Consider the following 26,906-nt stretch of genomic DNA (forward strand, 5'->3'; position numbering starts at 1 on the left):
GTGGCGCTCTCCTTTCCTTCCTTCTCGCCTACCGGGTTAGCTGACGGGTTCGGAGCAGGAAGGTCTCCTACGGGCCAAAGTGCAGCCCGATTCACCCCAATGAGTGGGTCCCCGGTTCCCGCGGACGGGATTCGGCAAGCGCACGGTGCCGCCTCTACGGCGGCAGTGACGACCGCGCTGCGTTATCGAACGGTAATTGAGCCGGGGGTCTTTTCCAAGCCGAAAGGAGGAGTTGGCAGTGGCGACTAATCGGGCGGACGGGATGCTATCGGACGAAGAGGGGTGATCGGAGTGATACGACGGTGATGTGAGCGTGGGTCAGTTGTTATGCGGAGTGGGGTGGACCCACTACGGAACGTGATGAACGACGAGACCCCGGCCGGAGGATTCCGGCCGGGGTCTCGTCATACGGGGGCGTCACACCGGAGCGTCAGCCCTGCTGGCGCCGACGGCGGAGGCCGATGAAGGCCATGGCCGCGCCCAGGGCGACCAGGGCGCCCGCGCCGGCGACGAGGGTGCCGTTGCTGCCGTTGGCACCGGTGTGCGCGAGGGAGGCCTTGGTGTTGACGACGGGCGCGTCCGTGGCGGCCGGGGCCGACGGGGCGGGGCTGTTCGTGGTCGAGGACGGCGACGGGGTCGGGGTGGCCGACGGGGTGCCGGTCGGAGTGGTGACCGGGGCCGTGGGGAGAACGGTGATCTTCTCGTCGGTCTCGGCGATGATGCTGGTGTTGCCGCTGCTCAGCCCGGTCTGGGCGTTCAGCTCGAGGACCTTGGCCGTCTTGGGGGCTTTGCCCGCGGGCAGCGTGAACATGAGCTTGTAGTGGTACGTCCCCTCGGCGAAGCCGGTGGGGATGTCGGGCAGCAGCCACGTGTTGACGTGGTCCGGAGCCGCGACCTCGACCCAGCGGCCTTCGAGCCACACGAACAGGTCCAGCGCCGGGTCGCCGCCGGCGCCGAACGCGGTGAGCTGGGTGCGCAGAGGCTTGCTGAAGTGACCGCCCGCCTCGTTGACGACATCGAGCGAGAACACCGCCGACTTCGCGGCCGACACCTTGGTGGCGCCGCCGAAGTGATCCTTGATCGTGCCGATCCTGATCGAGGGGCTGGCCTGGAAGGAGATCGACGGGATCGAGTGCGAGGGATTGTCCTCGTAGTTGCCGGTGTCGAAGGTCAGGGTGAGATTTCCGTCGTTGGCGGGGAAGTCGGCATTGAGCCCGACAGTGATCTTCCAGGTGTAGGTGGTGTTGGCCGGGATCGAGAAGGGGGCGGACTTCGTGCCGTGCGGGTGGAGGTGCACCACCATCGCCATGTCCTGGCGCCCCACCTCGATGTCCGTGGCCGGCGCCGAGACCGGCACGACCGCGAGCTTCACCTCGGAGCCGTCGAGCGGGCTCGCGCCGCTGGGGATGCCGAAGACGTTCGCGTTGAACTCGACAGCCTTGTCGTTGTTGTTCGTCGCACTGACCGTGTAGGACTCGGTCGCCCCTCCCCGGGCGAGCGGGCCGGCCGGCGAAGGGGTGCCGAACTCGATGTGCAGCGGCTTGGTGGCCGGGGCGTCGGCGTACGCGGCGGCCGGCATGAGCGCGGTACCGCAGACGGCGGCCACGGCGACAGCAGCGGCGGCGGCGAGGCGTGGACGGCGCGACAAGGTGCGAGCAGACATGGTGATCCCCCCAGGGAACGTGAACGTGGATGGTGGAGCTGGATTCTGCGCCCCGCGCGGCGTTCCGTTCAGCGTTCCTGCTCGGTCCCTGCGGCTTGCGGTAGGGAGATCGTCACACGCGACCGATCCCTGGATCATGCGGGAAGCGTCACCTCCGTGTAACAGCGGAAAGCAGTGGTCCAGGACGTGCCGGGAACGATGGCGGAACGGCCTCGGAAGGGCACGTCGGCGTACTCTTCACCGGTCTGGACCACTGCCAATTCCCCTGCCCCTTGGCAGCGTTCGCGCGCGGGGCCCACGATGGTCACGCCCCACCCGATGGTCACGCCCCACCCGATGGTCATGCACCCGACCTCACCATGACGTCCCAGGGAGCCTCCATGGACCGCAGGCCCGGCACCTCCAGCACGCCCGGCAGCGCCGGCACGCCCGGCAGCCCCGCGACCTCCCGGCGCGCCCTGCTGCGCGGCGGCCTCGCCCTCGGCGCCGTGGCGGCAGCAGGCCTCGTCGGCTCGAAGCATGCCGACGCCGCGACCGTCGATTACCCGTCGGCCGTCTGGTCCCCCGCGAGCACGAGCAACTACACGGCGTCGAACCGGATCACGAGCTACCCGGTCAACCTGGTGGTCATCCACGTCACGCAGGAGACCTACGCCGACACCATCCGGGTCTTCCAGGACCCGGCGCACGCGGCGAGCGCGCATTACGTCGTCAAGTCGTCGGACGGATCGATCGGGCAGTGCGTGCGCGAGCACGACATCGCCTGGCACGCGGGCAACTGGGACTACAACACGCGCAGCATCGGCATCGAGCACGAGGGGTGGGTGGACCAGCCGGCGTACTTCACGGCCGCGATGTACCACTCCTCCGCCGCGCTCACCGCCGCGATCTGCGACAAGTACGGCATCCCCAAGGACCGCAACCACATCATCGGCCACGTCCAGGTCCCGGGCACCGACCACACCGACCCCGGGCCCAACTGGGACTGGGTGCGGTACATCCGGCTCGTCAACGGAGTCTGACGCCCCGAAGCGCAGCGCAGCGAACCCGTACCCGAACCCCGCACCCCGCACCCGCAATCGCGATTCGGCGCCGCGCCCTAAACTCCGTCCAGAACTCCGCCGCCCCCCGCTGTTACGAAATCAGAACACAGCGGAGACAAATCCTGGACAGTAACTTATCCCTGAATTCCCGCCGCCTCCCGGCGCGCACATTTATGCATCCCGATACCCCCGACCTCGGGATATTGCTTTAACATTTCCGCTGATTACTATTCGCTCACACGTACGTCAACCAGCGGAAACCCATCCCCCCATCCGGTTCGCTCCCGCCCCACCAGCTGCCCCGAGAGCCAAGAACCCGCTTTCGGAAATGAACAATGCTGTGCCTTTTTCACCGCCTTCACGATTCCCCTCCACAAACCCTGCCCTTTGCTCCACGATGTGACACGGGCGACCTCAAGACGGGGAGATCTGACGGTCGCACCTATCCCACTGCAACCCAGTTCATTGGAATAGGGAGGGCCGGGGGCGCCTGAGAGGGCTGCCTTGGCGTGCCCTCCCGGGGGAGGAATCCATGGGTCGAACGACCCGCCTTGCCACCGCGTGTACTGCCGCGGCGATGCTCACCCTCACTTGGCCCGCAGCCGGCCCGAGTTCCGCGGATGCGACCGCCGCGGCCGTCACACCCAGGATCGATCTGCGGGTGCTCGTCGTCGACGACGGCGGGCCGGCCACCCAGGCCATCACCGCCGAACTCGACAGCGCGGGCACGCCGTACACCACGCTCGACCTGAACAGCGCCGCACGGCCGCAGATCACCGCGGCCTATCTGAGCGACACGGTCAGCGGACGGCCGCGCGCCAAGTTCCAGGCCGTCGTCCTGCCGAACGACAACCCGTTCGGCGCCGGATCCGCCGAGATGGCGGCACTGGCCGCGTACGAGACGGCCTTCGGCATCCCGCAGGTCGACGCGTACACCTACGCCCGGCCCGAGGTCGGGCTGAACTACGCGCAGGACCCCGGCTACATCGGCTCGCTGGACGGCGTCACCGCCGCGGCGACCGCCACCGCCGGGCCGTTCGGCTACCTCAAGGGGAACGTTCCCTTCGAGGACAACTCACCCACCGTCGGCGAGAGTTACGCCTTCCTCGCCACGCCGCTCGCGACCCAGGCCGCCGGAGCCACGTTCACCAGTTACGTGGACGCGCCGATCCAGGGAAGCACCGCCCGCGGTTCGCTCGTCGGGGAGTACAGCCACGACGGCCGGCGCGAACTGGTCGTGACGTTCGTCTACAACCAGTACCAGCAGCAGTTCCGGCTGCTCGCCCGCGGCATGGTCGAGTGGATGACCCAGGGCATCCACCTCGGCGCCGACCGGAACTACTTCGCCCTGCACATGGACGACGTACTCCTCGGCGACGACCGCTGGAACCCCACGCTCAACTGCACCCCGGGCGACGTGGACTGCGCGGTCGGCACCGACCAGTCGGACCCGGACCCCATCCGGATGACGCCCGCGGACGCCACGTACCTCAAGCAGTGGTCGGCGGCGAACGGCTTCACGCCGGACCTGATGTACAACGGCGGCGGCAGCGAGGGCTACAAGGCGGAGCACGGCGGGACGGACCCGCTCGCGACGCAGCTCATCGCCGACAAGAACGCCTACCGCTGGGTCAACCACACCTACACCCACCCGTACCTCGGCTGCGTCCAGGACGTCTCCGTGGTGCCGTGGAAGTGCTCGACGACCGCCACCGGCGCGGTGGTGTGGACCTCCAAGGCGGACATCACCGCGCAGATCAAGGACAACACGACCTGGGCCACGCAGCACGGCCTCACCGTCAACAAGCAGGAGCTGCTCACCGGTGAGCACTCCGGCCTGAAGATCCTGCCGCAGCAGCCGCTCGACAACCCGAACCTCGCCACGTCGCTGAGCGCGACCGGGGTGACGGTGCTGGGCAGCGACAACTCGCGCGACCCGCAGCAGCGCAAGGTCGGACCGGCACTGACGGTGCCGCGCTTCCCGATGAACGTCTTCTACAACGCGGGCAAGGCGAGCGAAGAGGTCGACGAGTACAACTGGATCTACACCAGGGCGGCCGACGGCGGCAGCGGCATCTGCGAGGGCTCCGCGACGTCCACCTGCCTGGACACGCCGCTGGACACGGCGACCGGCTACGCCTCGTACATCGTTCCGCTGGAGGCGCGGACGGACCTCGGGCACGTGCTGTCCAACAACCCGCGGCCGCACTACGTGCACCAGTCGAACTTCGCCGAGGACCGGATCGCCTATCCGGTCATGGAGAAGATCCTCGGCGACTACAAGAACCTGTACGCCGCCAGCACGCCCATCGTGAACCTGCGGATGGCCGACATCTCCGCCGAGCTGGCCAGGCGCGCCGCCTGGGACACGGCCGTCAAGGCCAACAAGGTCACCGCCTACCGGATCGGTGACACCGTCACCGTCACCGGGCCGAGCGGCCTTCAGTCGACCGCGAGCATGCCCGTCGGCACCCGCCAGGCACAGCTCATCGGCACCACGGCCTTCGGCGGCGCCTACGCCGGACAGCTGTCCGGCTGGGTGGCCCCTGGATCGCTGCAGAGCTCGGTGACGCTCAAACTCACCGCCGCCGTCACACCCGCCGTCGTCACCGCGACGCCGGCCAAGGCCGCGCAGAGTGCCCAGGTCGCCAAGGCGAAGGCCCCGGCACAGGCACTGCCCGTGCCGACGGGTGCGACCGACCCGGTTCCGTACGGCCCCGGTGACACCGGCAAGCAGAAGCAGCACCGCAAGAACACCAGGGCAGCACGGCGCTAGCGCCGGCTCGGCGCCTGCTCGGCGACGGCTTCGCACCACAGCTGAGCAGCACAGGCACCACGCGCAGCACCACCGAGCAGGACCGAGCACGACCGAACGATCACGTGGAAAGGCGCTGGAGCCGCCGGCACACAGCCGGCGCTCCAGCGCCCTCCAGTGCCGCGAAGGACCGTACGCGGCGCATTCACCGACGGACCCGTGGGGGGACCGATTCGCCATGCAGACCCAGGTGACCTTGCTGACCGAGGGCACATATCCGCACAGCCACGGCGGAGTGAGCGTGTGGTGCGACCAACTCGTCCGGGGAATACCGGACTTCGACTTCCGTCTGATAGCCGTGACCGGCACGGGGCGGGAGTCCCTCGCCTGGGATCTTCCGGGCAACGTACGGGACTTCACCGAGATACCGCTGTGGGGCAAGCCGCCGACCGGCCGCGCACCCCGCGGCCGCCAGGCGCAGCTGTTCCGCGCCGGCTACGAACGCTTCCTGTTGGCCCTGCTCGACCCGGCGGCGGAAGCGGAGTTCGCTCCCCAGCTGTACGCGCTGGCGGCGCTGGCACGCGCGGGATCGCTCTCCGCGGCGCTCCGCTCCGAGGACGCCCTGCGCGTCCTCACCGACGTCTGGAACCGGCCGCATGTCGCCGCCGCGGCGGCGCGGCCCACCCTGCACGACGCGCTCACCGCCACTGACCTGCTGGAACACGCGCTGCGTCCGCTCTCCGCCGAACCCGTGCCGGGAAGCATCACGCACGCCGTCAGCGGCGGCCTGGCGACCCTTCCCGGGCTGCTGGCGCACCACGAACACGGCACACCGTTCCTGCTCACCGAGCACGGCGTCTATCTGCGCGAGCGGTATCTCGGCTACCGGACCGGCCCGTACGGCTGGCCCGTCAAGGCCGTCATGCTCGGCTTCTACCGGCTGCTCGCCGAGGAGTCGTACCGCCGCGCCGCACTCGTCACCCCCGGCAGCCGCTACAACCGGCGCTGGGAGGAACGCGGCGGGACCGCGCCCGACCGGATCCGCACCGTGTACAACGGCGTCGACCCCGGCGCCTTCCCGATGGCCGGGCCGGAACCCGCGGTGCCCACCCTCAGCTGGGCCGGGCGCGTCGACCCGATCAAGGACCTGGAGACCCTGATCCGCGCCTTCGCCCTCGTACGGGCCGAACTCCCGCAGGCGCTGCTCCGGCTCTTCGGCGGAACGCCGAGGGGCGGCGAGGGATACCGCGACCAATGCGTCGCGCTGGCAGCCGAGTTGGGTGTCGGCGACGCGGTGACGTTCGAGGGGCGCGTCGAGGACATCCGCGACGCGTACGCGGCCGGGAACGTCGTGATGCTCTCCAGCATCAGCGAGGGCTTCCCGTTCACCCTCATCGAAGCCATGTCCTGCGCACGCGCCACCGTCTCCACGGATGTCGGGGGTGTGCGGGAGGCGGTCGGCGAAGCGGGTCTGGTGGTCCCGCCCCGCGATCCCGCCGCGATGGCGAAGGCCGCGCTCGCGCTGCTGCGCGACCCGGCGACCCGGGCGTCCATGGGATGGGACGCGCGGCTCCGGGTGATCGACCAGTTCACGCTGCGTCGGACGATCGAGACCTTCCGCGGCATCTACAGCGAACTGTCCGCCCGGAAGCCGTGGCTCGTCCTCACCCCCGTCGGGGTGGAGTGGCAGTCCCGCGACCAGTACGGCCACCACGGCCCGGCCGTCGTCGACGACACCACCGTCACAGAGGTCGCCCAGTGAGCGGCCCGCTGCGGCTCGTGCCGCACGACGGGGGTGCGCTGCCGACGGTGCCGCGGCAGCGGCAGCGCCGCCGGCCCTCCTGGGCCGAGGACCCGCTGGAGGAACTCGCCGAGCGTCTCGACGAGGTCTGCGCGGCCGCGGTGCACGCGGACGAGATCGCCGCCGTCCTGGAGTCCGACGGGCTGACGCACGAGCTCATCGTGCACCGGTACGGGCGGTCCGATCTCTTCGAGCTGGCCGAGGAGTTGCACGCCCGGGGCGCGGGCAAGCGCCGCTACCCGGCACCGGAGCCGGGCCCCGATCCCTGGGGGATCAACCCCTGGCGGTGTCTGCTGCGGGGCATCGTCTTCGGCCTGCCGGGGCTGGCGTACGTCCTGGGCGGGACGCTGCTCTCCGGTCCGCCGGACGCGTTCGGGCTGCCGGCCGGGACGGTGGCGCTGTCCGCCGCCGCGCTCGCCGGCTGGGCCTGGAACCAGGCCCTGGCGCACCGCGCCTATCTGCGGCTCGGCTCGGACGGGCGGCGGGCGACCGCCCGCTGTCTGCTGCGCGGCGCGCCGGCGGGGGCGCTGCTCGCGTCGGCGTTCGCGGTCGCGTTCGCGTCGCGGGGCAGTGAAGCCGCCTTCGCGGTGGGGCAGTCCAGCTATCTGGCGGCGGCGACGGCACTGCTGGTGCTGGGCCGGGAACGGGATCTGCTGCTCGCCCTCGCCCCGACAACGGTGGGTGCCGCGCTGCTCCTGGCGTGGGACCTGCCCCCCACGGTGCGGGCCTGTCTGGTCATCGCGACCCCCGTGGCGGCGCTGCTGGTCGCCGGCCGGCAGGTCGTACGCGGGCTGCGCACCCCGCCCGAGCTGGGCGCGCCCGCGCCCCCGCCGCTCGTCGCGTCCTTGCCGTACGGGCTGTACGGGCTGGCCAGCGCGGTGCTGGTCCTGGTGCTGGCCCTGGGCGCCGGTGTCTCGACGGTCGCGCTGACGCTGAGCATGGGCGCGGCCGAATGGCTGCTGTACCGCTTCCGCGGCCGCGGGGTCGCCGCGCTGCGGCGCAGCGTCGACGCCGGAGGCTTCAGGACCCGGTCGGCCTCCGTCCTGCTCGGGTGCCTGGCGGGGTACCTGATCGTCCTCGCGGCGCTCGCGGCGGCCCTCACCGCGCTGTGGCCGGGGGCACCGGCACCCGGCGCGCTGCGGCTGTGCGCGCTGCTGACGCTCGGCGCGGTGCTGTGGCTCTCGCTGCTGCTCCAGGCGTTCGGCGCCGCGTGGCCGGCCGCGCTGGTCTGCATGGCGGCCGCCGTGGTCGAAATCGCCTTCCTGTGCTGGGAGTTCGGTGACCATCCGGTCGTGCAGCTGGTCGCCTGCGCGAGCGCGGCGGCCGTACTGATCGCCGTCGCCTGCTCCCTGCTGGGCCGCGCCACATCGCACCGATGAGGTGCCCCGAACCGAACCTGTCCCACGTCCCCAACCCCTTTCGAGAAACCGGAGCATTCGACATGACATTGGTAGCCGTCACCGGCGCCGAAGGCTTCATCGGCTCACACCTGGTGGAGGCGCTCGTCGCCTCGGGCCACCGGGTGCGCGCGATGGCCCAGTACAACTCGTTCTCGTCCTTCGGCTGGCTGGAGACGCTGGACGCCGAGACGATGAGCCAGGTGGACGTGGTCCTGGGCGACGTCCGCGACCCCGGCTCCGTCCGGGGGCTGATGGACGGCGCCGAGGCCGTCTACCACCTGGCCGCGCTGATCGCGATCCCGTACTCGTACCAGGCACCGCACTCCTACGTGGACACCAACGTCACCGGCACGCTGAACGTGCTGGAGGCCGTCCGCCAGCTGGAGATCCCGCGGCTGGTGCACACCTCCACCAGCGAGACGTACGGCACCGCGCAGACCGTACCGATCTCCGAGGACCACCCGATCAACACCCAGTCCCCGTACGCCGCTTCGAAGGCGGGCGGCGACCGGCTCGCGGACAGCTACTTCGCGAGCTTCGGTACACCGGTGGTGACGCTGCGGCCGTTCAACACCTTCGGGCCGCGGCAGTCCATGCGTGCGGTGATCCCGACGGTGATCGGGCAGGTGGCCGCTGGGGAGCGGACCATCACGCTCGGAGACCTGCGGCCGACGCGCGACTTCACCTACGTACGGGACACCGCGCGGGCGTTCCTCGCGGTGGGGACCGCGCCCGCCGGGAGCGTGGTCGGGCGGACGTTCAACGCGGGGACGGGAGGCGAGATCTCCGTCGGTGACCTGGTGCAGCTGATCGGCAAGCTCATGGAGACCGATCTGGACGTCATCGAGGACGAGCAGCGGATCCGGCCCGCCGGCTCCGAGGTGATGCGGCTGGTCTGCGACGCCGCGCGGCTGCGTGACGCGACCGGCTGGGCGGCCGATCACAGCCTGGAGCAGGGGCTGGAAGACACCATCGCGTTCTTCCGCGACCCGGCGAACCTCGCCCGCTACAAGACCGAGCTCTACAACATCTGACTCCGGATTTCCCGGAACCGACTCTTCCGGATCTCCCGGTCCCGGATCGAACCCCGGAACCGGACGCGACGTCTGGCCGCCAGGCCAGAGGGGGGACCAACCACATGCACGCAGTCATTCTGGCCGGAGGCAAGGGCGTCCGGCTGCTGCCCTACACGACCGCCCTGCCGAAACCGCTCGTCCCGATCGGCGACCAGCACGCGATCCTGGAGATCGTGATGCGGCAGCTGGCGAACGCCGGCTTCACCACCTGCACCATCGCCATCGGCCACCTGGGCCACATCATCCGCGCCTACGTCGGCAACGGTTCGCAGTGGGGGATGCGCGTCGGCTACTCCACCGAGGACAGCCCGCTCGGCACGATGGGGCCGCTGCTCACCATGCTCGACCGGCTGCCCGAGAAGTTCCTCGTGATGAACGGCGACATCCTCACCGACCTGGACTTCGGGGACGTGCTGCGGCACCACGAGACCGCCGACAGCCCGCTCACCATCGCCACCTACGCCCGGAAGGTGAAGATCGACTTCGGGGTGCTGACCACGGACTCGGGCAACGTCGTGGCCTTCACCGAGAAGCCGAGCATCGACTACCGGGTCTCGATGGGCGTGTACGGCCTGTCCCGTTCCACGCTCCTGGACTACACACCCGGGCTGCCGCTCGGCTTCGACGAGGTGGTGCTCGACCTGCTCAACGCGAAGACCCCGCCGAGCGCCTACGAGTTCGACGGCTACTGGCTCGACATCGGACGTCCCGACGACTACGACCGGGCCAACGCCGAGTTCACCACCCACCGCGGACTGCTGCTCAAGGGGGCGTGACCCGACGCCATGCGACGCATTCTCTGTCTGGGTTCCACCGGATTCCTCGGCGCCCACGTCGCCGGGCAGCTGCGCGCCCTCCCGGGTGTGCGGGTGCTCGGCGCCGGCCGGTCCACCCCGGTCTCCCCGCCCGCCCTCCCGTCCGATTCCCCACCTGCCCGGGTGGACGGCCTGCCGATCGACCTCACCACCATCTCCGTCGACGCGCTCACCGAGGCGCTGCGGGCGCTGGGTCCACACGCCGTCGTCAACTGCGTGGGCTCGGTGGGCAACAGCCCGCTGCGGCTCGCGGAGGTGAACACCCGTGGACCCGCCGTCCTCTGCGAGGCGCTGCGGCGGGCCGCGCCCACCGCCCGTCTCGTCCACCTCGGTTCTGCCGGGGAGTACGGGGCCACGGCCCCCGGCCGGTCCATCGACGAGTCCGCACCGACCCGGCCGCCGGGGGCGTACGGGGCCACGAAACTGGCCGGCACGCTCATCGTCGCCCAATCCGCCCTGGACGCCACGGTGTTGCGGGTCTTCAACCCGATCGGCCCGGGATCGCCGGGGGCGAGCCTGCCGGGCCGGTTCGTCGCCGAACTGCGCCGGGTGCTCCCGGAGGGTGCGGAGGGCGTGATCCGCGTCGGTGATCTCTCCGCGTACCGCGACTACGTCGACGTACGGGACGTGGCGCGGGCCGCCGTCCTCGCGGCCATGGCCCCGGGGCCGCTGCCGCGGATCCTGAACATCGCGGGCGGCGGCGCCACCCCGGTGCGCGCCATCGCGGACGGGCTGGTCGCCGCGTCCGGTTTCCGGGGCCGGGTCGAGGAGAGCGGGGCCGGGTCGCACCGTTCGGCTGCGGTGTCCTGGCAGCGCGCGGACATCTCCGCGGCGGCCGCGGCCCTGGGCTGGCGGCCCCAGTTCAGCCTCGCGCAGTCGCTCGCGGACCTGTGGAACGAGGGCGCACCGGTAGCCGTTCCGCCCAGGGCACCGTCCGGTGTCACGGCCGGCGTCACGGCCGCGCCATGAGCGACGGAAAGCTCCTCGTCCCGCTCTACGTCCACCCGGCCGTCGACCCCGGCGCCTGGCGGACGCTGGTGGGGGCCGCCGACCTGCTCTACGGCGTCGTGCTCAACGTCGCCGACGGGCCGGGCACGGTCCGGGACCCCGCCTTCGTGGCGGTGGCCGAGGAGTTGCGGGCGGCGGGCGTGCGCGTCCTCGGATACGTGGACACCGCGTACGGCCGCCGCCCCACCCACGCGGTCGTCGCCGACCTGCGCCACCACCGCAAGTGGTACGGCACGGACGGCGTCTTCTTCGACCAGGCCGCGCCCGACGCCGGGCTGTTGAGTTACTACCGCTGGCTCGCGCGGACCGCGCGGACCGCGCGGGCCGGCGGTTCCCGGACGGTCGTCCTCAACCCGGGCGTGCACCCCGCGCCCGGGTACGCCGAGTTCGCCGATCTGCTGGTGACGTTCGAGGGCAGCTGGGCGACGTACCGCGCGGCGGCGGCCGTACCGGCCTGGACGAGTACCTATCCGGCGGACCGCTTCTGCCATCTCGTGTACGACGTCCCGGCCAGGCTCTGCGGCCTCGCCTCCCGTACCGCCCGGCTGCGCGGCGCGGCCGTGCACTGCGCGGTCCCGGGAAGCGGCGCCAACCCCTGGCAGGGTGTGTCTCCGGACCTCACGTCCCCGGACGTCATGTCCTCGGACCTCACGCCCCCGGACCTCACCGATGTCGCCGGGCTCCGGGGGCGGCATCGGCACCAGCAGGAGGAAAACCGTTGATCCGCAGGTCTGGCACCGGCTCCCGGCCGTCGGCGTTCCTCCCCTCGTTCCTCCCTTCGCTTCTTCTCCCGCTCCTCGTTCTGCTGCTCGCCGCCTGCGGTTCCGATCCCGATCCGGGCCCGGATCCCGGCCCGGACCACCACCGCCCCTCCCCCATCCCCTCCTCCATCCCCTCACCCATCCCCGCCCCGCCGTCCGACCGCTGGCGGCCGCCTCCCGGCACCGCCTGGCAGTGGCAGCTCAGCGGCAAGGTCGACACCAGCGTCGACGTACCCGTCTACGACATCGACGGTTTCGAGAACGACGCCGCCACCGTCGCCCGGCTGCACGCCGCCGGCCGCAAGGTGATCTGCTACGTCAACGCGGGCGCCTGGGAGAACTTCCGCCCCGACCGGGTGGCGTTCCCCACCGCCCTCCTCGGCCTCGGCAACGGCTGGAGCGGCGAGCGGTGGCTGGACATCCGCCGCCTCGACCTGCTGCGCCCCTTGATGGCGCAACGTTTCGACATGTGCCGCACCAAGGGCTTCGACGGGGTCGAGCCCGATCTCATGGACGCCTACACCAACCGGACCGGCTTCCCGCTGACCGCCGCCGACCAGCTCGCGTACAACCGCATGCTCGCCGGGCTCGCCCATGAGCGCGGTATGTCGGTCGGCCTCAAGAACGACCTGGAGCAGATCCCGGAGCTGGTCGGCGACTTCGACTTCGCCGTCAACGAGGAGTGCGCGCAGAACGACGAGTGCGACGAGCTGACCCCGTTCATCACGGCGGGCAAGGCGGTGTTCCACACCGAGTACTCCCTGGCGACGACGGAGTTCTGTCCGACCGCCCGGCGGCTCCGCCTCAGCTCGATGCTCAAGCACCTGAACCTCGACGCGTGGCGGCAGCCCTGCTAGCCCGGGGCCCTGTTGGCTCGGGGCCCTGTTGGCTCGGGGCCCTGTTGGCCCGGGGCCCTGTTGGCCCGGGGCCCTCGAAACCCCACCGGCGCCACGTCGTCCCCTACGGGACGATCCCGTACAGGACGAGTTTTGTTACCCTCGCGTCATGGCACCCACAGCGACTCCGGACGCGCACCGGCCCACCCCGCCGGTCCGCAGCGTCCCGGACCTCACGTTCCAGCTGAAGCACATCGCGCATGTGCTCACCACCGAACTGACGGCGGCGCTCGCCGAGATCGACAGCTCGCCGCGGCTGCACTGCGTACTGGCCCACGCGCTGCCGGGTGAGCTGACCCAGGCGCAGGTGGCGGAGCTCGCGGACCTCGACAAGACCACGATGGTCGTGACGATGGACGAGCTGGAGAAGGCCGGGCTCGCGGAGCGCCGCCCTTCGAGCACGGACCGCCGGGCGCGGATCATCTCGGTCACCGAAGCCGGCGTCCAGCACATCACCGACGGCCTGGCGATCATCGATCGCATCCACAGCGAGGTGCTCGGCACGCTTCCGGAGGGCGAGCGGCAGGTGTTCGCCGCCGCCCTGCAGCGGCTGACCGAGGGCCGGCTGGCCACCCCCGTGGAATCACCACGTCCGGTCCGGCGGGCCCGGGAGGCCCGGATCTAGTTCCGAAAGATATCGTCTATTACAAAACTATCTGCTAGCGTCTCTCTTGTCGGCTTCGAACGCCCGCGAACGCCGCGCATGCCTCGACCAACCCGAGCAGGGAGACGCCCTCATGCCGCTGACGAGATCCACACCGCAGACCCGGACCGGGACCCGGACCCAGCGCCCGACCCAGCAGCATCCGGATCCGCGGACCCCGCCCCACGACCGGTCCCGCTGGCTGGCCCTCGCGATCCTCTGCGCGGGGATGCTGATGGTCATCCTGGACGGCAGCATCGTGACCGTGGCGCTGCCCGCCATCCAGAGCGACCTCGGCTTCTCGCAGCCGGACCTCGCCTGGGTCGTCAACGCCTACCTGATCGCGTTCGGCGGTCTGCTGCTCCTGGCCGGACGGTTCGGCGACCTGATCGGGCGCAAGCGGATGTTCCTGGCGGGCATCACCCTCTTCACCGCCGCCTCGCTGCTGTGCGGGGTGGCCGGCTCGCCCGAGCTGCTGATCGCCGGCCGGTTCGTCCAGGGTGTCGGCGGCGCGATGGCGTCCGCGGTGAGCCTCGGGATGATCGTGACGCTCTTCCCCGAGCCGCGCGAACGGGCCAAGGCGATCGGCGCGTTCAGCTTCGTCGGTGCCGCCGGGGCCTCGATCGGCCTGGTGCTGGGCGGCGTTCTCACCCAGTCCGCGAGCTGGCACTGGATCTTCTTCATCAATCTGCCGATCGGCGTCGCCGCCGGTGTGCTGGCCGCCCGCACCCTCGTCCCCGACCGCGGCCTCGGCCTGCGCTCCGGGGCCGACGCGACGGGCGCCGCCCTCGTCACCGCCGGTCTGATGCTCGGTGTCTACACGATCGTCCAGGCCGGTGAGAACGGCTGGGCCTCGGCCCGCACCCTCGGTCTCGGCGCCCTGGCCGCCGCGCTGCTCGCCGGGTTCGTCCTCCGCCAGGCGAAGGCCGCCGCCCCGCTGCTGCCGCTGCGGGTGTTCCGCTCCCGCCAGGTGTCCGGGGCCAACGCGATCCAGGTCCTGATGATCGCCGCGCTGTTCGGCTTCCAGGTGCTCGTCGTCCTCTACATGCAGCACGTGCTCGGCTACGGTGCCGCGAAGAGCGGGCTGGCCATGCTCCCGTCCGCCGTCGTGATCGGGATCGTCTCGCTCGGCTTCTCGGCCCGGCTGACCGGCCGGTTCGGCGAACGCACGATGGTCGTGTCCGGTCTGGCGCTGCTGCTCGCGGGTCTCCTGCTGCTCAGCCGGGTCCCCGTGCACGGAAGTTACCTCGTCGACCTGCTGCCCGTGATGCTGTCGCTCGCCGGCTTCGGGCTGGCCATCCCGGCCCTGACCGGGCTCGGCATGTCCGGTGCCACCGAACGGGACGCCGGTGTCGCCTCCGGCCTGTTCAACACCACCCAGCAGATCGGCGGTGCGCTCGGCCTCGCGCTCCTCAACACCCTCGCCACCTCCCGGACCGCCCACCTGCTGAGCGCCGGACGGTCCGCCCCCGCGGCGCTGACCGGTGGCTACCACCTCGCCGTCACGGTCGGCGCCGGGCTGATCGCGGTGGCCCTGGTCCTCGCCGTGACGACCCTCCCGGCCCGGCGCCGCCGGGCCTGAGGCGACTACGCGGCGACGGTGACCGCCCGGCGGGTCAGCAGGACCTTCCTGCCGACCGGGCGGGTGCCGGCCGCGGCCTTGGAGCCGGTCGCGAAGACCATGACCTTCAGGACCACGAAGCGGCCGATGCCCGCCAGGCCGGACGCCGACAGATAGACGCTCTGCTCCAGCAGCGGCCCGGGGTTCGGGTGGACCGCGTGCAGGGCGAGCAGGGCGCCGGTGGTGAACAGGTAGCAAATGGTGGCGGTGAGGCCGGACTTCAGGTGGTCGGCCGGCCGCGCGTGTCCCGCCCGGAAGGTGAAGCGGCCGTGCAGCTCGGTGGCGAGCAGGGTGGACACGACGGTCACCACCGCGTTCGCCAGCGCGATCGGCGCATGACCGGAGACCAGCAGCAGCGCCCCGCTGGACAGCAGCCCAACTCCCCCGCCGCAGACGACGAAGCGCACGAAGGCCGCCAACGGTCCGGTGGTGACCGGGGCTGGTACCGAGGTGGCGGCCATGTCGAACTCCTTGTCAGTGGCGGGTGTCACTGACTTTGCCGCACCGGGGGACCCCGACCCATCCGGCTCATGCCCCATTGCACCTGGGGGTTATCCCTACCCCGCCCCCTAGCGGCATCCCTGACAATCTCCACCGCAGGACGCAGCGGGGGCGCTCCCCCGCAGGTCAGACGTTCCCGGGCAGCCGCTCGACCGCTTCCTTGGCTTCCTTCAGCCCGGCGCCCGTGAGCTCGCGGTAGGCCTTGATCGCCTGGATCTTCTTCCCCTGCCGCACCAGCTCGTTGATCTCCCGCAGGTCGGGGGCGTCCACCTCCTCGATACCGAGGTGACGCAGGATCAACTCCTGACGGCGCTCCATGAGCCGGATCCTCCGCTCGACCCGGTCGACCTTCCGCTCGATCGCGGAAAACAACATGCCGGCGCCGACGAGCGCGAACAACACCACTATGTAGGTCACGCCACAAGACCCTACCGAAGTGGGCAAAGGCCCCACCCGAGGCCCCACCGGACCCCCGTCGGAGCCCCTACCGGACGGGGACAGAGGCGCGCCCCGGTCGGGAAACCCGACCGGGGCGCTCTCGCAGGACGCCGGTGGCGAGACCGGTACGCCTGCGGGTAGGCCATGTGGGACTCGAACCCACAACCAATGGATTAAAAGTCCACTGCTCTAACCATTGAGCTAACGGCCCGTTGTTCCTCCCAGCATAGCCGGGCGCGGACCGGGGTCCGCGCCGCATCGCTGCCGGTCAGCCGCAGGAAGGGCCGGCGGCGGAGGTGCGGCCCCGCACGGCCGGGCCGCCGGCGCCCGCAGGACCGGATCCAGCCACCCCGACACAGAGAAACCGCAGGTCATCCGGGGACGACCTGCGGCTCTCACAGTGGGCCATGTCGGACTCGAACCGACAACCAATGGATTAAAAGTCCACTGCTCTGCCAATTGAGCTAATGGCCCGCAACCCGCAGCATAGCCCGGCGAGGGGCGCAGGTCCGAGTCTTATCGGCTGCGGATGATCTGCGCCCGGACCGCGCCCCGGATCAGCCGGTCGGCGTGTCGGCCCCGGGACCGCCACCCGTGCCGGGCCCGGCCGTGTCCCCCGTGGTGGCCGGTTTGAGGAACCAGTGACGGGCGGAGACCAGCCACCAGGCGGCGGCGAAACCGAGGACGACGAGGACCGCCACCGGTGCGTAGTTGAAGCTCTTCGCCGTGACGGGACTCACCTGCGGCAGCATGAACAGCACGGTGATCAGCGCGACCCACCCCAGCGCGAAGATCCCGATCGGCCGGCTCCAGCGCCCCAGGTGCCACGGCCCGCGCTCGAAGGCGTCGCCCTTGCGCAACCGCAGGAACGTCGGGATGACGTAGGCGATGTAGAGACCGATCACGGCGATCGACGTCACGGCCGCGTAGGCGGTGGGGTTGATCAGATACGGCAGGCCGAGCAGCATCGCGCCGAAGGCGGCGAGCCAGACGGCGTTGGTGGGCGTACGGGTGCGCTCGTTGATGCGGTGCCAGACCCGGGAGTACGGCAGGGCGCCGTCACGCGAGAACGCGTAGATCATGCGGCTGTTGGCCGTGACGGACGCCATACCGCAGAAGAGCTGCGCGACGATCACGACGAGCAGCAGGGCCTTGCCGCCGGCCGCGCCGAGCCCGTCGATGAGGATCTGCGCGGGCGGGACGCCCGTGTCGCTGTCCAGGGCGCCGCTGTAGCTGTGGATGGAGAAGGTGAAGCCGAGCAGCAGTACGAAGCCGGCGACCCAGGACGTCCAGATGGACCGGACGATGCCGCGCGGTCCGGCGACGGACGCGTCATGGGTCTCCTCGGTCATATGGGCGGAGGCGTCGTAGCCGGTGAAGGTGTACTGCGCCATCAGCAGGCCGATCAGCACCACGTAGAGGCTGCTGTTCCAGCCCGTGTTGTTGACGAACTCGGTGAAGACGAAGGACGCCGACTGGTGGCTGTCGGGGACGATCGCGAGCGCCCCGACGATGACGACCACGCCGATCACGTGCCACCACACGCTGATGTCGTTCAGCAGGGCGACTATCCGCACCCCGAAGGTGTTGAGGACGCCGTGCAGGACGAGGATCCCGGCGAACAGGAGCATCGTGTGCCCGGGGGTGGCCGGCCAGTCGAACTGCAGCGTCAGATAGGCGTTGAGGAAGCTCGCCGCCCCGAAGTCGATGCCCGCGGTCACCGCGACCTGCCCCAGCACATTGAACCAACCGGTGAACCACGCCCAGGCGGCGGCACTGCGCTCGGGCGCCAACGCCCGTGCCCAGTAGTACAGCCCGGCCGAGGTCGGATACGCCGAACAGACCTCCGCCATGGCCAGCCCGACCACGAGCGTCATCAGCCCGACGCCCACCCAGCCCCACATGATGACCGCGGGGCCACCGGTGTTCATGCCGAACATGTACAGCGTCAGACACCCGGACAGCACCGAGATGATCGTGAACGACACCGCGAAGTTCGAGAACGCCGACATCCGCCGCGCCAGCACCTGCGTGTAGCCGAGCTGGGCGAGGCGCTCCTCATCGGATCCCTCGGGGGGATCCGGCTGGTCCTGCTGATCCTTCTGCACAGTTGTCATGCCCCCAGCAATTCCCTTGCTGGGGGCACACCATGCGCGAAAAACGGGCCCGCCCGATGCCAATGGCATCGGGCGGGCCCGTTCGGTCAGGCAGGTTCAGGCCTGGTCAGTTGGCCTTCCAGCGCGGCTTGCGGTCGATCGAGCCGGTGCCGGTCTGACCCGGGCGGCTGTCACGGCGCTCGAAGGTGCGGCCGGCCGGACGCTCGTCGCGGCGGTCGCGGTTCACGGGGCGGTCGCCGGTGCGGAAGCCGCCGCCGGTGGCCGGACGCTCTTCGCGGCGGTCACGGTTGAAGGCCGGACGGTCGGCGCCGCCGGAGCGGAAGCCGCCACCGGTGGACGGACGGTCGTCGCGGCGCTCGAAGGAACGGCCGCCGGTGGGACGGTCGCCGGTGGGACGGTCGCCGGTCGGGCGGTCGCCGCCGGAGCGGAAACCACCGGACGGACGGTCGTCACGACGCTCGAACGAACGGCCACCGGAGGGGCGCTCGTCACGGCGGTCGCGGCCCTGGTAGCCACCGGAGCCCTGACGGTCGTCACGACGGCCGTAGTTGCCCCGGTCGTCACGGCGCTGCGGCTCGGGCTGGACCGGAATGGCCGCGATCCGGACTGCCTCGGCAGCCGCGGCCTCGGCGATCTCCAGGGCCTTGGCGGCGACGGCCTCTTCCGGGTCCTCGCCACGCTCGCGGGCCGAGCGCATGGTGAGGCGGTCGGCCTCCTCGCGCAGCTCGGTGGCCCGGCGCTGCAGCTTCTCCAGCTCGCGGGTCATCTCGGCGACCTCACGCTCGGCCTGCGCCGCGGCGTTCTGTACGGAGTCGGCCTGGACGTCGGTCATCGAGCGGGCGCCGGTGATCGTGGCGACCTCCTCGTCGAAGACGCCCGAGCCGCCGATGATGTGGCGCGAGGCGTCGACGCCCGCGTCCTCCATCAGACGGAAGATGGTCTTGCGCTGGTGCGGAAGCGCCAGCGACACGACCGTGCCGGACTCACCGGCACGGGCGGTACGGCCCGAGCGGTGCAGGTAGTCCTTGTGGTCGGCGGCCGGGTCGACGTTCAGCACCAGGCCGACGCCGTCCACGTGGATACCGCGCGCGGCCACGTCGGTCGCGACGAGGACGTTGACGAGACCGCCCTTGAAGTCCTCCAGCACGCGGGTACGCGCGCCCTGCGTCATACCGCCGTGCAGCGCGTCGGCCTTGACGCCCGACTCGAGGAGCTGCTCGGCGACGCGGTCGGCACCCATCTGGGTACGGACGAAGATGATCGTGCGGCCCTTGCGGGCTGCGATGGCGGCCGTGACCGGCGCCTTGTCCTTCGGCTTCACGACGAGCACGTGGTGGGTCATGGTGGTGACCGCGCCCTGCGCCGCGTCGACCTCGTGCGTGACCGGGTCCTTCAGGTAGCGCTTGACCAGCGAGTCGATCTCGTTCTCCAGGGTGGCGGAGAACAGCAGACGCTGGCCGCCGACCGGAACCTGGTCGAGGATCTCGGTGACCTCGGGCAGGAAGCCCATGTCGGCCATCTGGTCGGCCTCGTCGAGGACCGCGATCTGGATCTTGTCGAGCGAAGCGGCGCCACGGTTCATCAGGTCGCGCAGCCGGCCCGGGGTGGCGACGAGGATGTCGACACCGCGCTCCAGCGCGTAGATCTGGTTGGACATCGAGGTACCGCCGCAGACGACCTTCATCTTGAGGCCGAGAACGTCGCCGTACGGCTGCAGCGCGTCGGCGACCTGCATGGCGAGCTCACGGGTCGGCGTCAGGATGATGCCGCGCGGGCGCTTCTTCTCGGTGTGGCCGCCGGCGAGCAGCGACAGCAGCGGCAGGCCGAAGGAGAGCGTCTTGCCGGAGCCGGTACGGCCACGGCCGAGGATGTCCTTGCCGGCCAGGGCGTCCGGGATGGTCGCGGCCTGGATCGGGAACGGCTTGGTGACGCCGTTCTGCGCGAGCTTGCGGACGATGCCCTCGGCGAGACCCAGCTCTCCGAAGGTGACGCCGGTGTATTCCTCTTCCTCGGCCTCTTCGGCCTCGGCGGAAACCTCTTCGGCGGAAGCGTCGTCACCGGCGACTACGGCCTCGGCGGCCGCGTCGTCCTCGGTGACGGTGAAGTCGGTGGTGGTGTCGGCCTCGACGGCGTCGGTCTCGGTGGACTCGACGGCGGTGATCTCGGCCGTGGTGTCGATCGTGGTGTCGTCAGCCACGGAGTCGTCCATGGGCATGGCGGTACGGTCGGCGGTGTTAATGGGCATGCTAAAGCTGAACCTCTCGGAGACTCGGCACGCGCCAGCTCCGGGGTTCGCATACAACCGCCTCAATGCGGTCAGCAGCCTGGAGAAAAGGAACGCGCCACGCGGCGCTCTTCGGATTCGGCGCCGGGCATTAGGATCAAACGATCTACCAGCATACGCATCTCCGGCCCGATTGACCAATCGGGCCGGGAGCACGCTGCTAGGCCACCTACTTTACACCGGATACGGCGGATTCACCGGGGCCGGCGAGTGATGCCGGTTACACCGGATGCACTGGATGCGCTGGATGCGCTGGATGCGCTGGATGGGCCGGTTACGCCGCTGGGGCCGATTCGACGGGTGACTCCGACGGCGAGGCGGGCGTCGACGCGGGCGGAGCCGGAGGCTCGGTGGTCGCCGAAACCGTGGCGGAAGGCGTGGGGCTGGACGCCGGCGTGGTGGGGGTGGCACCGCCCGGCCCGGCGGACGGCTTGCCCGCTCCCGGGGACGGTGCCGGCTTCACGGCGGCGGGGGCACCGCCCACCGGCGGCACCCCGCCGGCGGAGGCGGACGCGGACGGCGACCCGTTCGGCTTGGCCTTGTGCCCGCCCGGCACCACCCTGGTGCCGTCCGGCAGCGTTCCATCGGGCCCCGCGCCGACCCGCGCCGACGGTGAGACCCCCTGCGGCCGCGGATCGTCCCGCGAGTCCCCGGTGCTCATACAGCCGGCCGTCAGCAGGACGGCGGTGGCGGCGAGTAGGGCTCCGGCGGTCCGCGCGGCGGCGCGGGAGGAGGAAGGGGGCACGTGCATGCACCTCGGGGAGTCAGGACGCGGCGGGCAGGGTCTCTGGTGCCCAACGCCCGTGCCACCCCCCAGGACACGCCCGGCCCGTCACGTCACCCCATGGCCGAGCGCGTGCGGCCCGCCCGTCACCTCACCCGTAGCCGAGCGCGTGCAGCCGCTCGTCGTCGATGCCGAAGTGGTGGGCGATCTCGTGAACGACCGTCACCTCGGTCTCCGCGACCACGTCCGCGCGGTTGTCGCACATCCGCAGCGTCGGCCCCCGGTAGATCGTGATCCGGTCCGGCAGGACCCCGGCGTACCACTCACCGCGCTCGGTCAGGGGTGTCCCCTCATAGAGGCCGAGCAGATCGGGGTCCTTGGGGTCGGGCTCGTCCTCGACGAATACGGCGACGTTGTCCATCAGCCGTGTCAGCTCGGCCGGAATCCGGTCGAGCGCTTCGCCGACCAGTTCCTCGAACTCCTCACGCGTCATCTCCAGCACCCGCCCATTGTCGGTCATGGGCGGCACTTTCCCCCGGCGTACGGCTCACTTCCGGGCGCCCCCTCGGCCCACCCTTCACCTGGCCCTTCACCCCACCCCTCACCCCACCCCGCACCCGGCCCCGACCGCCCCCGCGACCGGCCGGTAAACCGTTTTGGCGATACCCGGCGGCATCCCATATGCTTCTCTCGTCCCCGACGGCGCCGACAAGCGCCCAAGGCGGGCCAATTAGCCCTCATCGTCTAGTGGCCCAGGACGCCGCCCTTTCAAGGCGGTAGCACGGGTTCGAATCCCGTTGGGGGTACGCTTTACCGTGTGTGAGACTCGTCTTACACATAGCTAGGTCCTGTGGAGCAGTTTGGAGTGCTCGCCACCCTGTCAAGGTGGAGGCCGCGGGTTCAAATCCCGTCAGGACCGCTGCGGCTGGGTAGCTCAGTTGGTACGAGCGACCGCCTGAAAAGCGGTAGGTCGCCGGTTCGACCCCGGCCCCAGCCACCGCACGACGAAGGCCCCGTCTCCGGACGGGGCCTTCGTCGTTCCCCAGCAGAACTTCCCCAGCAGAACTCCTCCGCTCGGAACTCCCCCGCCCAGCTCTTCGCCGGTGTCCGATGCGTCACACTCCCCCGCACCGGAGCCCCGCCCCGCACCCCCGTCGATCCCCCGCCATTCAGGCCCGGATTCAACGACTTTTGGCGGATCTCCCGCCCCGGCCGCGCGCCGCTCCCGGTCCGGTACGGGTCGAGCCCCGCTGGCACCGCGGCGAAATGATTCGCGGACTCTTCCGGCCGGGTGAGATCCTGGGGGCCGTATGTCTACGCAGCCTGCTTCCGCCTCCAGTGCCGCCGGCCAGCCCGGCCCCGCCACCCTCGCCGACCTGGGATCCCGTCTCTCCGCACTGTCGCTCCGCGACGAAGTGCGGCTCGGCCGCCGTCTTGAAGGCGCCCGCCGGATCCGCAAGACCGAAGCCCGCGCGGCGGTGCTGGCGGAGATCGCCGGCCAGATCGAGCAGGGCGAGGCGCGTGTGGAACGCCGGCGCGCCGCCGTGCCGAAGATCAGCTACCCCGAGCAGCTGCCGGTCAGCCAGAAGAAGGACGAGATCCTGGCGGCCGTCCGCGATCACCAGGTCGTGATCGTCGCGGGTGAGACCGGCTCGGGCAAGACCACCCAGATCCCCAAGATCTGTCTGGAACTGGGGCGCGGGGTGCGGGGCCTGATCGGCCATACGCAGCCCCGCCGGATCGCCGCCCGTACCGTCGCGGACCGGATCGCGGAGGAGCTGGACACCCCGCTCGGCGAGGCCGTCGGCTGGAAGGTCCGCTTCACCGACCAGGTCGGCGACCGCACCCTGGTCAAGCTGATGACCGACGGCATCATGCTCGCGGAGATCCAGACCGACCGCGAGCTGCTGCAGTACGACACGATCATCATCGACGAGGCGCACGAGCGCAGCCTCAACATCGACTTCATCCTGGGCTACCTCGCCCAACTGCTCCCCCGCCGCCCCGACCTCAAGGTGATCATCACCTCGGCCACCATCGACCCGGCGCGCTTCTCCCGGCACTTCGGGGACGCCCCGGTCGTCGAGGTGAGCGGGCGGACGTTCCCGGTGGAGGTCCGCTACCGGCCGCTGCTCGCCGAAGAGGGCGATGACGACGACCGCGACCAGGTCACCGCGATCTGCGACGCGGCGGAGGAGCTCCAGCGCGAGGGCCCGGGCGACATCCTGGTCTTCCTCTCCGGCGAACGGGAGATCCGCGACACCGCGGACGCCCTCAACAAGCTGAACCTGCGCTCCACCGAGGTGCTGCCGCTGTACGCGCGGCTCTCCTCGGCCGAGCAGCACCGGGTGTTCCAGAAGCACGCCGGCCGCCGCATCGTGCTGGCCACGAACGTCGCCGAGACGTCCCTGACCGTGCCCGGCATCCGGTACGTGATCGACCCGGGCAATGCCCGTATCTCCCGCTACAGCCACCGCACCAAGGTCCAGCGGCTGCCGATCGAGGCGATCTCGCAGGCCAGCGCCAACCAGCGCAAGGGCCGTTGCGGGCGTACCTCGGACGGCATCTGCGTACGGCTGTACTCCGAGGAGGACTTCGAGTCCCGCCCGGAGTTCACCGACGCGGAGATCCTGCGCACCAACCTTGCGTCCGTCATCCTCCAGATGACGGCGGCCGGGCTGGGCGACATCGCCAAGTTCCCCTTCATCGACCCGCCGGACAGCCGTCACATCAAGGACGGCGTCCAGCTCCTGGAGGAGCTCGGCGCGCTCGACCCGAAGGAGAAGGACCACCAGAAGCGGCTGACGCCGCTGGGCCGCAAGCTGGCCCAGCTGCCGGTCGACCCGCGGCTCGCCAGGATGGTGCTGGAGGCCGACCGCAACGGCTGTGTCCGTGAGGTCATGGTGATCGCGGCAGCGCTGTCGATCCAGGACCCGCGTGAGCGGCCCGCGGAGAAGAAGCAGCAGTCGGACGAGAAGCACCGCCGGTTCGCCGACGAGACCAGCGACTTCCTGGCGTATCTGAACCTGTGGCGCTATGTGCGCGAGCAGCAGAAGGAGCTGTCGTCCTCGGCCTTCCGCCGGATGTGCCGGTCGGAGTTCCTGAACTATCTGCGGATCCGCGAGTGGCAGGACATCTACAGCCAGCTGCGCTCGGTCGCCAAGACCATGGGCATCCATCTGGAGGAGAAGGAGAGCGACGCCGCTCCCGACTCGCAGCGGCTGCACACCTCGCTCCTCGCCGGGCTGCTGTCGCACCTCGGGCTGAAGGACACCGACAAGAACGAGTATCTGGGCGCCCGCAGCGCCAAGTTCGCGATCTTCCCCGGTTCGGCGCTGTTCAAGAAGCCGCCGCGCTGGATCATGTCGGCCGAGCTGGTGGAGACCTCGCGGCTGTGGGCGCGGGTCAACGCGAAGATCGAGCCGGAGTGGGTCGAGCCGCTCGCGCAGCACCTGGTGAAGCGCACCTACAGCGAGCCCCACTGGGAAAAAGATCAAGCCGCGGTGATGGCGTTCGAGCGGGTGACGCTGTACGGCGTGCCGATCGTCGCGCAGCGCAAGGTGAATTACGGACGGATCGACGCAGAGGTCTCGCGGGATCTGTTCATCCGTAACGCGCTGGTCGAGGGCGACTGGCGCACCCATCACCAGTTCTTCCACGACAACCGCAAGCTGCTCGGTGAGGTCGAGGAGCTCGAACACCGGGCCCGCCGCCGGGACATCATGGTCGACGACGAGACGCTCTTCGACTTCTACGATCAGAAGCTGCCACAAGACGTCGTATCCGGCGCCCACTTCGACTCCTGGTGGAAGCAGAAGCGCCGGGACGAACCCGAACTGCTCAACTTCGAGCAGTCGATGCTGATCAACGAGGCGGCCCAGACCGTCACCAAGGACGACTACCCGGACTCCTGGCGCCAGGGCCGGCTCAAGTTCAAGGTGACGTACCAGTTCGAGCCGGGCGCGGACGCGGACGGCGTGACCGTCCACATCCCGCTCCAGGTGCTCAACCAGGTCGTCCCCGACGGCTTCGACTGGCAGATCCCGGGCCTGCGCGAAGAGGTCGTCACCGAACTGATCCGGTCGCTCCCCAAGCCGATCCGCCGGCACTACGTCCCCGCGCCGAACTACGCGAAGGCGTTCCTGGACCGGGTGGTGCCCGTCCAGGAGCCGCTGCCCGACACCCTCGCCCGCGAGCTGCAGCGGATGGTCGGCGTCCGGATGGACGTCGAGGACTTCGACCTCGGCAAGGTCCCCGACCACCTCAAGATCACCTTCCGGGTGACCGACGAGCGCGGCCGCAAGCTCGCCGAGGACAAGGACCTGGAGGCGCTCACGCTGCGGCTGAAGCCGAAGACGCGTGAGGTGATCTCCAAGGCCGCCGACGCCATCGGCATCGAGCAGCGCACCGGCCTGACGCAGTGGACCATCGGGAGCCTGCCGCGCACCTTCGAGACCCGGCGCGGCGGTCAGCCCGTGAAGGCGTTCCCCGCGCTGGTCGACGAGGGCGCGAGCGTCGCCGTGCGGCTCTTCGACACCGAGGCCGAGCAGAGCGCGGCGATGTGGCGCGGCACCCGCCGGCTGATCCTGCTCAACATCCCCTCGAACCCGTCGAAGTTCGCGCAGGGCCAGCTGAACAACGAGGCCAAGCTGGCGCTCTCGCGCAATCCGCACGGCAGCATCCAGGCGCTCTTCGACGACTGTGTGACCGCCGCCGCCGACAAGCTGATCGCCGACCACGGCGGGCCGGCCTGGGACGAGGAATCGTTCCGCAAGCTCTTCGACAAGGTGCGCACCGACCTGGTCGACGTGACCGTGAAGACGGTGGCCCGGGTCCAGCAGGTGCTGGCCGCCTGGCAGGCCTGTGAGCGCCGTCTGAAGGGCACCACGAGCCTGGTACTGGTCGCCAACCTCACGGACGTCAGGGAGCAGCTGGCGGCCCTCGTGCCGGCCGGCTTCGTCACGGCCACCGGGCTGCGGCGGCTCCCGGACCTCATGCGGTACCTGGTGGCGGTCGACCGCCGGCTCCAGCAGATGCCCACGAACGTCCAGCGGGACACCATGCGCATGGAGAAGGTGCTGGAGATCCAGCGCGAGTACGCGGAGCTGCTGGCGTCCCGGCCGGCCGGGCGCCCGGTTCCGGACAAGGTTCGGGACATTCGCTGGCTGATCGAGGAGCTACGGGTGAGCTACTTCGCGCACGCGCTGGGCACCTCGCAGCCGGTCTCCGACAAGCGGATCTTCAAGGTGCTGGACGAGGCCTGGGGCTGACGGCTCCGGGTGCGGGGGCCGGCGCGGGCCGGTCCCGGGGGACGGTCCGCGAGGGGCCGTTGGCCGGTCCGCGGCCGTGCCGCCGAACGG

The 26,906-nt window shown here is 70.5% G+C and carries 19 protein-coding genes, 5 tRNA genes and 1 riboswitch; of the genes, 15 read left to right on the forward strand and 9 right to left on the reverse strand.

Annotated features, from left to right (window positions below):
- Nucleotides 1-10: 10 nt before the first annotated feature.
- Nucleotides 11-147: riboswitch (cyclic di-AMP (ydaO/yuaA leader) on the reverse strand.
- Nucleotides 148-430: 283 nt separating this feature from the next.
- Nucleotides 431-1,663: an LPXTG cell wall anchor domain-containing protein gene (locus tag O3W51_RS06815; RefSeq protein WP_187144930.1), complete on the reverse strand. Its 1,233-nt coding sequence runs from the start codon at nt 1,661-1,663 to the stop codon at nt 431-433.
- Between the two features lie 380 nt (nt 1,664-2,043).
- Here O3W51_RS06815 and O3W51_RS06820 point away from each other — a divergent pair, with 380 nt between their 5' ends.
- The 11 genes from O3W51_RS06820 to O3W51_RS06870 all read left to right on the forward strand — a co-directional run bounded on the left by O3W51_RS06820 (nt 2,044) and on the right by O3W51_RS06870 (nt 15,443).
- Nucleotides 2,044-2,685, forward strand: a complete 642-nt coding sequence (locus O3W51_RS06820; protein WP_138355797.1) for an N-acetylmuramoyl-L-alanine amidase — start codon at nt 2,044-2,046, stop codon at nt 2,683-2,685.
- 553 nt (nt 2,686-3,238) lie between these two features.
- Complete coding sequence (locus O3W51_RS06825; RefSeq protein WP_269284625.1) at nt 3,239-5,482, forward strand: hypothetical protein; 2,244 nt, start codon at nt 3,239-3,241, stop codon at nt 5,480-5,482.
- Between the two features lie 217 nt (nt 5,483-5,699).
- Nucleotides 5,700-7,223, forward strand: a complete 1,524-nt coding sequence (locus O3W51_RS06830) for a DUF3492 domain-containing protein (RefSeq protein ID WP_138355799.1) — start codon at nt 5,700-5,702, stop codon at nt 7,221-7,223.
- Nucleotides 7,220-8,641: a hypothetical protein gene (locus O3W51_RS06835; protein WP_269284630.1), complete on the forward strand. Its 1,422-nt coding sequence runs from the start codon at nt 7,220-7,222 to the stop codon at nt 8,639-8,641. The genes O3W51_RS06830 and O3W51_RS06835 overlap by 4 nt, the downstream gene beginning before the upstream one ends.
- 62 nt (nt 8,642-8,703) lie before the next feature.
- Nucleotides 8,704-9,696 (forward strand): SDR family NAD(P)-dependent oxidoreductase, encoded by a 993-nt coding sequence (locus O3W51_RS06840; protein ID WP_138355801.1) that lies wholly within the window; start codon nt 8,704-8,706, stop codon nt 9,694-9,696.
- Between the two features lie 104 nt (nt 9,697-9,800).
- The gene (locus O3W51_RS06845; protein ID WP_138355802.1) at nt 9,801-10,514 is read left to right on the forward strand and encodes a nucleotidyltransferase family protein; all 714 of its coding nucleotides are present in this window, start codon (nt 9,801-9,803) and stop codon (nt 10,512-10,514) included.
- Between the two features lie 9 nt (nt 10,515-10,523).
- Nucleotides 10,524-11,522, forward strand: a complete 999-nt coding sequence (locus tag O3W51_RS06850; protein ID WP_269284636.1) for an NAD-dependent epimerase/dehydratase family protein — start codon at nt 10,524-10,526, stop codon at nt 11,520-11,522.
- On the forward strand, nt 11,519-12,283 hold the full coding sequence (locus tag O3W51_RS06855) for a spherulation-specific family 4 protein (RefSeq protein ID WP_138355804.1): 765 nt from the start codon (nt 11,519-11,521) through the stop codon (nt 12,281-12,283). Before O3W51_RS06850 ends, O3W51_RS06855 begins: the two co-directional genes overlap by 4 nt.
- On the forward strand, nt 12,280-13,179 hold the full coding sequence (locus tag O3W51_RS06860) for an endo alpha-1,4 polygalactosaminidase (protein ID WP_138355805.1): 900 nt from the start codon (nt 12,280-12,282) through the stop codon (nt 13,177-13,179). The genes O3W51_RS06855 and O3W51_RS06860 overlap by 4 nt, the downstream gene beginning before the upstream one ends.
- A 148-nt stretch (nt 13,180-13,327) precedes the next feature.
- The gene (locus O3W51_RS06865) at nt 13,328-13,843 is read left to right on the forward strand and encodes a MarR family winged helix-turn-helix transcriptional regulator (RefSeq protein WP_138355806.1); all 516 of its coding nucleotides are present in this window, start codon (nt 13,328-13,330) and stop codon (nt 13,841-13,843) included.
- Between the two features lie 112 nt (nt 13,844-13,955).
- The gene (locus O3W51_RS06870) at nt 13,956-15,443 is read left to right on the forward strand and encodes an MFS transporter (RefSeq protein WP_443048247.1); all 1,488 of its coding nucleotides are present in this window, start codon (nt 13,956-13,958) and stop codon (nt 15,441-15,443) included.
- Between the two features lie 5 nt (nt 15,444-15,448).
- Here the strand turns inward: O3W51_RS06870 and O3W51_RS06875 are convergent, their stop codons facing one another.
- From O3W51_RS06875 to O3W51_RS06910, 8 genes are all read right to left on the reverse strand, one after another.
- Nucleotides 15,449-15,943, reverse strand: coding sequence for a GtrA family protein (locus tag O3W51_RS06875; RefSeq protein ID WP_187144931.1), 495 nt, complete (start codon nt 15,941-15,943; stop codon nt 15,449-15,451).
- A gap of 166 nt (nt 15,944-16,109) precedes the next feature.
- On the reverse strand, nt 16,110-16,400 hold the full coding sequence (locus tag O3W51_RS06880) for a ribosomal protein L7/L12 (protein WP_244809254.1): 291 nt from the start codon (nt 16,398-16,400) through the stop codon (nt 16,110-16,112).
- A gap of 159 nt (nt 16,401-16,559) precedes the next feature.
- Nucleotides 16,560-16,632: transfer RNA gene (locus O3W51_RS06885), tRNA-Lys, on the reverse strand.
- Nucleotides 16,633-16,822: 190 nt separating this feature from the next.
- Nucleotides 16,823-16,895 (reverse strand) — tRNA-Lys (locus O3W51_RS06890).
- An 83-nt stretch (nt 16,896-16,978) separates the two neighbouring features.
- Entirely contained in the window at nt 16,979-18,538 is a 1,560-nt protein-coding gene (locus O3W51_RS06895; RefSeq protein WP_138355808.1) for an amino acid permease, read from the reverse strand.
- Between the two features lie 106 nt (nt 18,539-18,644).
- Nucleotides 18,645-20,747: a DEAD/DEAH box helicase gene (locus O3W51_RS06900; RefSeq protein WP_443048249.1), complete on the reverse strand. Its 2,103-nt coding sequence runs from the start codon at nt 20,745-20,747 to the stop codon at nt 18,645-18,647.
- Between the two features lie 349 nt (nt 20,748-21,096).
- Nucleotides 21,097-21,567, reverse strand: coding sequence for a hypothetical protein (locus O3W51_RS06905; protein ID WP_138355810.1), 471 nt, complete (start codon nt 21,565-21,567; stop codon nt 21,097-21,099).
- A 130-nt stretch (nt 21,568-21,697) separates the two neighbouring features.
- Nucleotides 21,698-22,048 (reverse strand): metallopeptidase family protein, encoded by a 351-nt coding sequence (locus O3W51_RS06910; RefSeq protein ID WP_187145304.1) that lies wholly within the window; start codon nt 22,046-22,048, stop codon nt 21,698-21,700.
- A gap of 231 nt (nt 22,049-22,279) precedes the next feature.
- Here O3W51_RS06910 and O3W51_RS06915 point away from each other — a divergent pair.
- From O3W51_RS06915 to hrpA, 4 genes are all read left to right on the forward strand, one after another.
- Nucleotides 22,280-22,352, forward strand: a tRNA-Glu gene (locus O3W51_RS06915).
- Nucleotides 22,353-22,390: 38 nt separating this feature from the next.
- A tRNA-Asp gene (locus O3W51_RS06920) sits at nt 22,391-22,465 on the forward strand.
- Between the two features lie 4 nt (nt 22,466-22,469).
- A tRNA-Phe gene (locus O3W51_RS06925) sits at nt 22,470-22,543 on the forward strand.
- Nucleotides 22,544-22,856: 313 nt separating this feature from the next.
- The gene (gene hrpA, locus O3W51_RS06930; RefSeq protein ID WP_198358594.1) at nt 22,857-26,816 is read left to right on the forward strand and encodes an ATP-dependent RNA helicase HrpA; all 3,960 of its coding nucleotides are present in this window, start codon (nt 22,857-22,859) and stop codon (nt 26,814-26,816) included.
- Nucleotides 26,817-26,906 lie beyond the last annotated feature (90 nt).

It is taken from the genome of Streptomyces sp. H39-C1 (assembly GCF_027158125.1).
GTDB classification, from domain to species: Bacteria; Actinomycetota; Actinomycetes; order Streptomycetales; family Streptomycetaceae; genus Actinacidiphila; species Actinacidiphila fildesensis.